The organism is Streptomyces antnestii (genome assembly GCF_004005495.1).
GTDB classification, from domain to species: domain Bacteria; phylum Actinomycetota; class Actinomycetes; order Streptomycetales; family Streptomycetaceae; genus Streptomyces; species Streptomyces antnestii.
Window position 1 is genome coordinate 20300 of the sequence record NZ_RZYA01000038.1, and the last position, 8173, is coordinate 28472.

At 68.9% G+C, this 8173-nt stretch carries 8 protein-coding genes and 2 pseudogenes; 3 read left to right on the forward strand and 7 right to left on the reverse strand.

All coding sequences use genetic code 11. The features are described from left to right. Window positions 1-253 precede the first annotated feature (253 nt). The 3 genes from EOT10_RS40265 to EOT10_RS40285 form a co-directional block, all read right to left on the reverse strand. Window positions 254-496 (reverse strand): hypothetical protein, encoded by a 243-nt coding sequence (locus tag EOT10_RS40265; RefSeq protein ID WP_189492732.1) that lies wholly within the window; start codon window positions 494-496, stop codon window positions 254-256. Between the two features lie 508 nt (window positions 497-1004). Beyond that, window positions 1005-1892: a YceI family protein gene (locus EOT10_RS40275; protein ID WP_127833333.1), complete on the reverse strand. Its 888-nt coding sequence runs from the start codon at window positions 1890-1892 to the stop codon at window positions 1005-1007. A 778-nt stretch (window positions 1893-2670) separates the two neighbouring features. Further along, entirely contained in the window at window positions 2671-3009 is a 339-nt protein-coding gene (locus EOT10_RS40285) for a competence protein CoiA family protein (protein ID WP_127833335.1), read from the reverse strand. A 194-nt stretch (window positions 3010-3203) separates the two neighbouring features. Between EOT10_RS40285 and EOT10_RS41615 the strand changes: the two genes are divergently transcribed. Further along, on the forward strand, window positions 3204-3365 hold the full coding sequence (locus EOT10_RS41615) for a hypothetical protein (RefSeq protein ID WP_189492735.1): 162 nt from the start codon (window positions 3204-3206) through the stop codon (window positions 3363-3365). Beyond that, window positions 3365-3724, forward strand: coding sequence for a nuclear transport factor 2 family protein (locus EOT10_RS40290; RefSeq protein WP_127833336.1), 360 nt, complete (start codon window positions 3365-3367; stop codon window positions 3722-3724). Before EOT10_RS41615 ends, EOT10_RS40290 begins: the two co-directional genes overlap by 1 nt. Window positions 3725-3923: 199 nt before the next feature. On the opposite strand, the gene EOT10_RS40295 is transcribed toward EOT10_RS40290, so the two are convergent. Beyond that, window positions 3924-4841 carry a PhzF family phenazine biosynthesis protein gene (locus tag EOT10_RS40295; protein WP_127833337.1) on the reverse strand — a complete coding sequence of 306 codons (918 nt, stop codon included), beginning with the start codon at window positions 4839-4841 and terminating at the stop codon, window positions 3924-3926. A 67-nt stretch (window positions 4842-4908) separates the two neighbouring features. After that, window positions 4909-6387 (reverse strand): MFS transporter, encoded by a 1479-nt coding sequence (locus tag EOT10_RS40300; protein ID WP_223281521.1) that lies wholly within the window; start codon window positions 6385-6387, stop codon window positions 4909-4911. Window positions 6388-6451: 64 nt separating this feature from the next. Between EOT10_RS40300 and EOT10_RS40305 the strand changes: the two genes are divergently transcribed. Then, window positions 6452-7213, forward strand: a complete 762-nt coding sequence (locus tag EOT10_RS40305) for an ArsR/SmtB family transcription factor (protein ID WP_127833338.1) — start codon at window positions 6452-6454, stop codon at window positions 7211-7213. Window positions 7214-7422: 209 nt separating this feature from the next. Here EOT10_RS40305 and EOT10_RS42510 read toward each other — a convergent pair. Next, window positions 7423-7754: pseudogene (locus tag EOT10_RS42510) on the reverse strand (hypothetical protein); the annotation flags it as partial. 117 nt (window positions 7755-7871) lie between these two features. After that, window positions 7872-8173 (reverse strand): annotated as a pseudogene (locus EOT10_RS42515) (transposase); the annotation flags it as partial.

The window sequence follows — 8173 nt, forward strand, 5'->3', positions numbered from 1 at the left end:
CACTGACAGCGGCGTGCCGTTTTCTATCGGCGGACGTGGCAGCAGACGCGGAGGCTGCCGCGCCCGGCGCCACGGCCTGGCAACCCTCGCGCAGTAGGCGGGCGGAGTTCGGCGTTGCTGTCCTCGCGGGCTGGTCTGCTCGGCTAGGCCGTCGCGGTCGGCGTAGGGGCCACGGCGGCCAGAACCAGGCGCTGGAGTTCATCGGGGGTTTCTTCGGCCTCGCACGGTGAGCGGGGCGGAGCTCTTCTCCGTTTCAGGAGCGACGGTCCAGGTCTGCGTCAAGGACAGCAAGATCCGGGTGATCCCGTAGTCGCTGTTCGATCGCCCATGCGCCAAGGTCGGCTTTATGCGCGGCCTGCACCGAGTCGATGGTGGTGTCGGTGATGGTGGCGAGAAGGTCCAAGTCTTCGCGGCTCAAGCCGTGGAAGCGGTTGGCCGGGGCGTAGGCGGAGGCCATGTCGGCGGTGCAGCTCCTGCCGGCTTCGGTGAGTTTCACGAACAGCCATCGCCGAAACGGCCTCGGCACCGAGCCGCGCTCGGTCGCCTTCCTCGCCGACACGGTGCGCGCCGGCGGACTCACCCGAGCCCCTGCCCCGCCGAGAGGCAGCCGTCGTACGGGAGTTGCTGCGGGCCTCCACCGAACCCATGGGCGGGATCGCCGCCGACGACGCCACAGCATGGCCAGATCGCGGTAGCGGCCGATGCAGTCCAGCCGCAGTCCGACGACCTCGCTGCAGCGGCGCCCGGTGGCGACGATGGTCTCCCAGATGTCCCGCAGGCCCCGGTCGTTGAGGTCGAGTTCCTCCAGGCGGCGCAGGTTGGTCTCGTCGATCAGCGCGCGGGCGACGTCGTCGCTGAAGGGGTTGCGGGAGCGCTGCTTGAGGCCGGTGCCACATTAGGAATCATTGTGTGCGCACCTGCTGCCGGCACCGGCCCGGAACGCAGGAGAGCCGCGTACGGGACCGGTCGGGTCCGTACACGGCTCTGCGGAGTTCGCCTGTGCGTTACTTGAATTCCAGCTCGGTGCCCTTGGGGACGACCTGGATGTCCAGGTCGACCTTGATGTTCGAGCCGACCACGGCGATGTTGCGCGCCAGCATGGTCTGCCAGTTGATGTCGTAGTCCTCGCGGTGCAGTTCGGTCGTGGCGTGGATGGCGGCGCGGGTCTCGCCCTCCATGCCCACCCGCACGCCGTTGTACTGCGCGTCGAGGGTCACCGTGCGGGTCACCCCGTGGAGGGTGAGACCGCCCGTGATCACCCAGTTCTGGCCGCCGCGGTGCACGAAGCGGTCGCTGTAGAACTCCAGGGTCGGGAAGTTCTCCACGTCGAGGAAGTCCCCGGACCGCAGGTGGTTGTCACGCATCTTGACGTTGGTGTCGATCGATGCCGCGTCGATGACGACGTGCATCGCGGTGTGCTCCATGGTGCTGCCGACCCTGATGGCCCCGGCAAAGTTGCCGAAGCCGCCGTACACGCGGCCGAGACCGATGTGGCGGGCGGTGAAGCCTATTCGGGTGTGCGCGGCCTCGATCTCCCACTCGCCCGGTTCGGGCAAGGGCAGCGTGGGCGCGACATGCAGGGTGAGGTCGCCGAGCGCAACGGGCGCACCCCCCTCTCGCACGGACGCGTGTCCCAGGTGCGCGGCGAAGCCTTCCGCCGAGACCGACATGCGGTACTCGCCGACGGGGACCACGACGACGCCCCAGCCGTACGGGTCCGTCTCCCCTGCGACGACCTTGCGCCCCTGGCTGTCGTTCAGCGTGTACCGCGCCTGCACCAGGGGCTCACCGACCGAGTCGATGACGCGGAAGCTGAGGAGGCCCGCACTCTGCGGCACCGAGAGGCCGGCGAGCGCGCCCTTCTTCTGGTTCGCGATTTTTCGTCTGCCCAACAAGTGCCTGATCAATTTTCGCGTGTCCCTGTACGAACGTTTCTACGAGCGGTGGCGCGCCCCGCTCCTGTCAAAACTGCTGACGGAAAGGCAATCGGCCGACACCCTGCGCAGCCCGGCGCCAGCATAGACCGGTACGAGCAAGTAACTCCGCACAGGCAATCGAGCCCCCACCCGGTGCTTCAGCGGGGTCGGGGCCGCCCGACCCCTGCGACCACGGCCGACGCCCGGCTGCACGGGCACGCCGCGGTCTCGCCAGCGCGCCTTTGCTCGCACAATCTCCGGGAGATGTTCACTCACGTCGCGTCAGCTGTACGGACACAGCGCGTGGTGGGCGCCCGTGGAACGCTGCTCTCAGTCGCCTTCGGGGTGGGTGGGGGATGACCGCGTCGACGGACGCGGTGGTGTAGAGCGCGACGTCGACGGCTCCAGCCCGGCTCGTACCGAAGCGAACCTCGATCGACTGTGATGCCGATCTCGAATTTTCCCCAGAGGTGCTCTTGCTCCTCAGTTGATTCGCGAAGCGAATCAACTGAGGAGGTTCATTGAGCGTCAGGGATGCTCCCGGTGTCAGACCCATCAGGAATCATCGGCCCATGCTGCAAGCGAGAGACGAACACGGTCGCCTGGTGAAGAAGCCCCAAGTGGACCGTCCGAAACCGGGACAGTTCCGCGAGCGTCTCCCGCCCCTCGATCTGCGGCAACACACTCACCCCACGACCTTCCGACTGAACTCCCGTACGCAGTAGCCGAGTTCAGCATCGCGAGGAGGACCGCCTCACACCCTGCCATCACTCCAAAGAGTGACGACTTGGCCGGGGTAGAGGTTAAGGAACAGGCTGAGAGCGAGCCGGGTGCCGTCCCGGAGGAGGACGTGGACGTCGGCGCGCCGGTTCCGGTCGTCGGTCCACTGCTCCAGGACCACGCCCTCCACGTTGTGCCGCGATTTGGCCCAGCGAGCGAGCCGGTGCTTGGCGTTGATGTGCCAGACGGTTTCATGGCGATGGCCATTGGGCGGCGCCATCCCGGCCGGGTGCGCGAAGTGCGGACGGACCAGGCCGCCGATCCGGCCGCGGGCCAGCAGCGGAACCTTCGTCCCCGGATCCGCGGGCGTCACAGCAGAAGCCGAGGTGTACTACGCGGGAGAGGGCGACGAGATCGCCCAGGAGTTGAGTTGGCGTCAGCCGCTCTGACACCGACCCCCAGGTAAGGCTGCGCTCCGAATCAGAGTTCTGACACAGGCTCTCACCCCGTCGAACTGCGCCAAGATTGTGCGGCACAAGGACGCCCCACCAGCGAAGGAGACCTGCTGTGACTGCTCAGTCTGGGCGCCGGGCGCCCCATCGGACCGCTGCCATCCCATGCACGATCAACGCGATCGGCGACGCTCTGAGCGGCGAATGCCGCGCCCGCTTCTACAGGCAGGTCCTGACCGCCGAACAGGAGGACGTGCCGGCCGTCATGCGCAGCTGATGGAAGCAGGCGATACTCGACCGCGCCCTCGGGGCCGAGAGGAGCCGCGCCAATGCCGCCGCCTGACGTGTCTCGACGACATCGAGTGGACCGTCTACGGCGCTTTCAACCTCACCGGCAAGGAGGCATACGACGCCGCGATCGAAGGTCCGGGGTTCGTCACACCGCCGGAGCTGGAGGTTGTACGTATGGTCGAGGAGGACGACGTGGTGATGGCGGAGATCACCGGCAGCGTGGCCGTCGGCGACGAGAATACGATCATGCGCATGTCGATGGCAGAGGTGTTCCGGATGCGGGACGGCCTGATCTGCGAGCGCCGCGCCTGGGTGATCCCGCTCAAGGAAAACGACTACCGCTGACCCAAGACAAGTCCGCCTGCTAGGCATCAGCGCAAGGCCTCGGACAGGGTGACGGGCCGACCTCGCACGGCTTCAAGATCACCACATGGCTTGTTTCTGCCGTATCTGGGTCATACCCCAACACGAGACATCCCGGCGAGAGAGAAGGGAGAGGGCGAAGGAGCCGGCACGGCCTGCGTGCCGGCTCCGCGACGTCCCGCTACGGCCCCGGCGCCACCGCCGGCCGGATGCCGATCGCGGCTCCGGTGACGCGTACCCGCGGATCGCCGGTGACCAGGTCGACCTCCAGCAGTGACGGGCGGCCCATGTCGTGTCCCTGATGGAGGGTGAGCCGCGCGTCTGCCGGGACCAGGCCCAGGTCGCGGACGTAGGCGCCGAATGCCGCGGCCGCGGCCCCCGTCGCGGCGTCCTCCACCACGCCGCCGACCGGGAACGGGTCCCGGACATGGAAGACGGTCGTCGTTTCGCGCCACACCAGTTGCACGGTCGTCAGGTCGAGCCGTTGCATCAGCTGCAGCAGCCGGTCGAAGTCGTAGTCCAGGTCGGCCAGTCGCTCGCGGGTTGCGGCCGCGATGACCAGGTGACGCACGCCCGCGAAGGCGACCTTCGGAGGCAGGGCCGCATCGAGATCACCGGGCAGCCAGCCGAGCGCCGCCAGGGCCTCCGCCACATCGGCAGGGGAGACGTCGTGCACCCGGGGCTCGACGCTGGTGAGCGTGGCTTTCAGCCCGCCGTTCTCTTCGCGGACCGTGACAGGAACGTGGCCCGCGGCAGTGTGGAAGCCGAAGTCGCCTTCGCCGATGCGCTCGCCAAGGGCCACCGCGGCGGCCACGGTGGCGTGGCCGCAGAAGCCGACTTCCGCTCTGGGGCTGAAAAACCGCAGCGCGAATGACCGACCGTCGTCCGGATCGGGTCCGGGGGTGACGAAGGCGGACTCCGAGTAGCCGAGTTCGGCGGCGATGGTCACCATCTCGGCGTCGCTGAGAGAGGAGGCGTCGAGGACGACCCCGGCTCCGTTGCCGCCGGTCGGGCTGGTGGTGAACGCGGTGTAGTGCAGCACCTCGGCGGTGAGGTGGAGGGCCGCTTCGGTCGCAGTGGTCTTCGTCGAGTTCGTCATGGTCAATCGTCCTCTCTTGCGGGGGCTTTGCAGAGTCTTGTGCGGGACTGCCGGGTGACAGGGCGCGTCACCCCGCGCGGTAAGGGGTGGAGGCTCGGCGTCGGGCCTTGAGCGCGAGGAGGGCTCCGGTGGCAAAGGCGGTCGCAGCGAGGCCGGCCGACAGCCGCAGGGCCGCACTGAAGTCCGGTGCCGCGGTGGCGAAGGTACCGAACAGGGCCACTCCGACGGTGCTGCCGACCTGTCGGGATACGTTGAAGACGGCGGAGGCGATGCCCGCGCCCGCCGCGGGTGCGGTGTCAATGATTGCGGCGGTGGCGGCGAGGGCCGTCAGCGTCTGGCCGAGGCCGGTCGCGATCAAGGCGAACAGCAGCACCGGATATGGGGTGTGGGGCCCGGTCGGCAGCCAGCCGAGGAAGCCGAGAGTGCCCAGTGCGAGGCCGGCGACCATGGGCGGGTACGGGCCGGTGCGGGCGGTGATCCGGCTGAACAGCGGGGCGGCGATCAGCCCCATGCACACCGACGGCAGCAGGGCGAGACCAGTGGCCAGGGCGCTGAAGCCGCGCTCCTGCTGGAAGTACAGGGTGGTCAGGAACAGCATGCCGTAATAGCCGAGGCTGATGAGCAGGCCCACGGCCGCGGTGGAGGTGAAGGAGGGGGCGCGGAACAGCGACGGCGGGAGCAGCGGTGCGCGTCGGCCGCCTGCCCGGATGCGTGCTTCGAGCGTGCGTTCCACGGCGGCGAGGGCGGCCAGGGCGGCGATGCCGAGGACGAATGCGGACAGGACCAGGGGTGAGGTCCAGCCGCGTGCGCCCGCTTCGTTGAGTCCGCCGGCCAGCGCGACAAGGCCGATGACGCCGAGGAGTTGGCCGAGCGGGTCCGCCTTCGATGCCTGGCGTCGCGACCGGGTGGCAGGCGGGAGGTGCCGCAACGTCAGGGCGACCGCGAGGACGGCGACGGGGAGGTTCAGCCAGAACACCGCGCGCCATCCGCTACCGGAGACCAGCAGTCCGCCGACCACCGGCCCGGCACCGAAAGCCACCGAGGCGACCGCACCCCAGACGGCGACGGCGCGGGCGCGTGCCGCGCGGTCGGCATAGGTGGCCTGGAGCAGACCGAATGATGCAGGCACCAGCAGTGCCGCACCGGCGCCCTGCGCCATCCTGCCGGCGATCAGCACTGCGGGCGATCCGGCGAGGGCACAGGCCAGCGAGGCGAGAGCGAAGACTCCGAGTCCGGCCAGGAACGTTCTGCGGTGGCCGATGCGGTCGGCGAGCGCGCCACCGAGCAGCAGCAGACCGGCAAAGAGGGTGCTGTATCCGTCGACGATCCACTGCAGGGCCGTGGCACCGGTGCCGAATGAGGTGCGGATCGCGGGGATGGCTACATTGACGACGGTGACATCGAGCATCACGAGGAAATAGCCGAGGCTGAGCGCAATCAACGGAGCCATGGCGGGTCCGGGCGCGGGCGGACGGGCGTCGGCGGCCCGTCCGACTGCCGGACCCGCGCATTGCTCGCTGCGGGCGGCGATGTTCGTTGCTCTCATGGAGAGATCATCGAAGCCGGATACTTCGCTGCACGTAAAAGTATCGATGTCGTACGCTGCGATCATGATGGACGAGCCGCTCAAGCAGCAGACCGACATCGCCCGCACCGCGGCGCTGATCGCTGATCCGTCGCGGGCCCGGATGCTCAAGTGCCTGGCCGACGGCCGCGCACTGCCCGCGAGTGCACTCGCCGGCGAGGCGGGTGTCAGCGCCGCCACCGCCAGCGTGCACCTGGCCAAGCTGGTCGAGGGTGAGTTCGTCACGGTCAACCGGCAGGGTCGGCACCGCTACTACCGCCTGGCCGGACCGGACATCTCCGCCGCCCTGGAGGCCCTCGCACTGATCGCCCCGCCGCTGCCCATCACCTCGCTGAAGCAGAGCAATCGCACCAACGCCCTGCACCGCGCCCGCACCTGCTACGACCACCTGGCCGGACAGCTCGGCGCCGATCTGATGGGCGCCTTGCTCGACCGCGGCGTTCTGAGCGGGTACGACGGCGTCCACCGCTCCGAGGAGGCCGTGCGCGACCGCCCCGCCTCGTACGGGCACGACGTCCGCTACGACCTCACCGACAGTGGCCGGGTGCAGCTGCGCAAACTCGGCATCGACACCGACCGGCTGCCGCCGCGCCGCCCCGCCGTGCGCTACTGCGTCGACTGGAGCGAGCACCGCCACCACCTCGCCGGCGGACTCGGCGCGGTGCTGACGGCCCGACTGTTCGAGCTGGACTGGGTGCGCTGGGGCGCGGCGCCGCGCGTGGTCCATGTGACCGACGAGGGGGCCGCGGGTCTGGAGCATGCGCTCGGCCTGACCTTCGCGCGGTAGCGGGAGGACCGCAAGGCGAGGACCTCGGCCTGGTCGTGCACCGAGACGACGTTCACGCAATCAACCATGCGGACCCCGCGGACACTTGGATTCTTCGGACCCGCACACAATGAAGAATCGCGAAGCAGAGCAGAGTTGCCCACATAGAGCAAAAGCGGAACGGCGTCGCCAATCGAAACCCTGCCGCTCGTCCTATTCAGGCACGGCGTGCATGCCTCGCAGGCCATGTTGGACCCGCAGGCTCCGTCGAGGCCACAGGAGGCACCGTCGCGCTTCTCATAAATCAGCCGGGTTCCGCGGATATCACGGGCACGATGACACTCGCCCCGGGTGTGCTGTCGGAAAGAGCGTAGACCGTCGCGTAGATGCTGCGTGCCTCCGCCTCGCCCGGATCGATCTCCCACCTCCGCCACGACTCTCCCCAAGGGGCAGGGTCCACGGCAAACGTCCCGGACTGCATGAGCACCGGGAGCTGGGCCCGGTTCCTGTACTTCTGACGGGTATGGACTGACAGTGAGACCGGGGACAGCGGGGTGGTCAACTCGGCGCCGCATCCCGCACACACGAAAGCGCCAGTGCGGAACGGAATCTGCCCTCGCCGTGGAGTATCAACGCAGCGCGGGCAAGTGCCAGCCGCTGCCTCTGACTGCGGCACGCGATCCAGCGCGGCGACGAAGGAGTACGGCCAGCCCGGCACGAACTGATCTGGGGCGGAGCCAGTCGCTCACGTCCACGGCCAGCACGATCCTGCCGTCGGCCGCCTTCGGCAACGGCAGACCGGCCAGCGTGCGGCGAAGTCGCGGCGCGTCGGATCCGCCCAACCACGATCCAACGCCGCGTACAGCGCACCGTGCCCGCGCCGGTGTTCGAGGGCCAACGACAGCTCGACCAGGGTCTTCACCGGCCCTCCGCACGCAACACCGCGTCTGTGCGCTCGAAGAGCGCGTCCTGGCGGGCGTA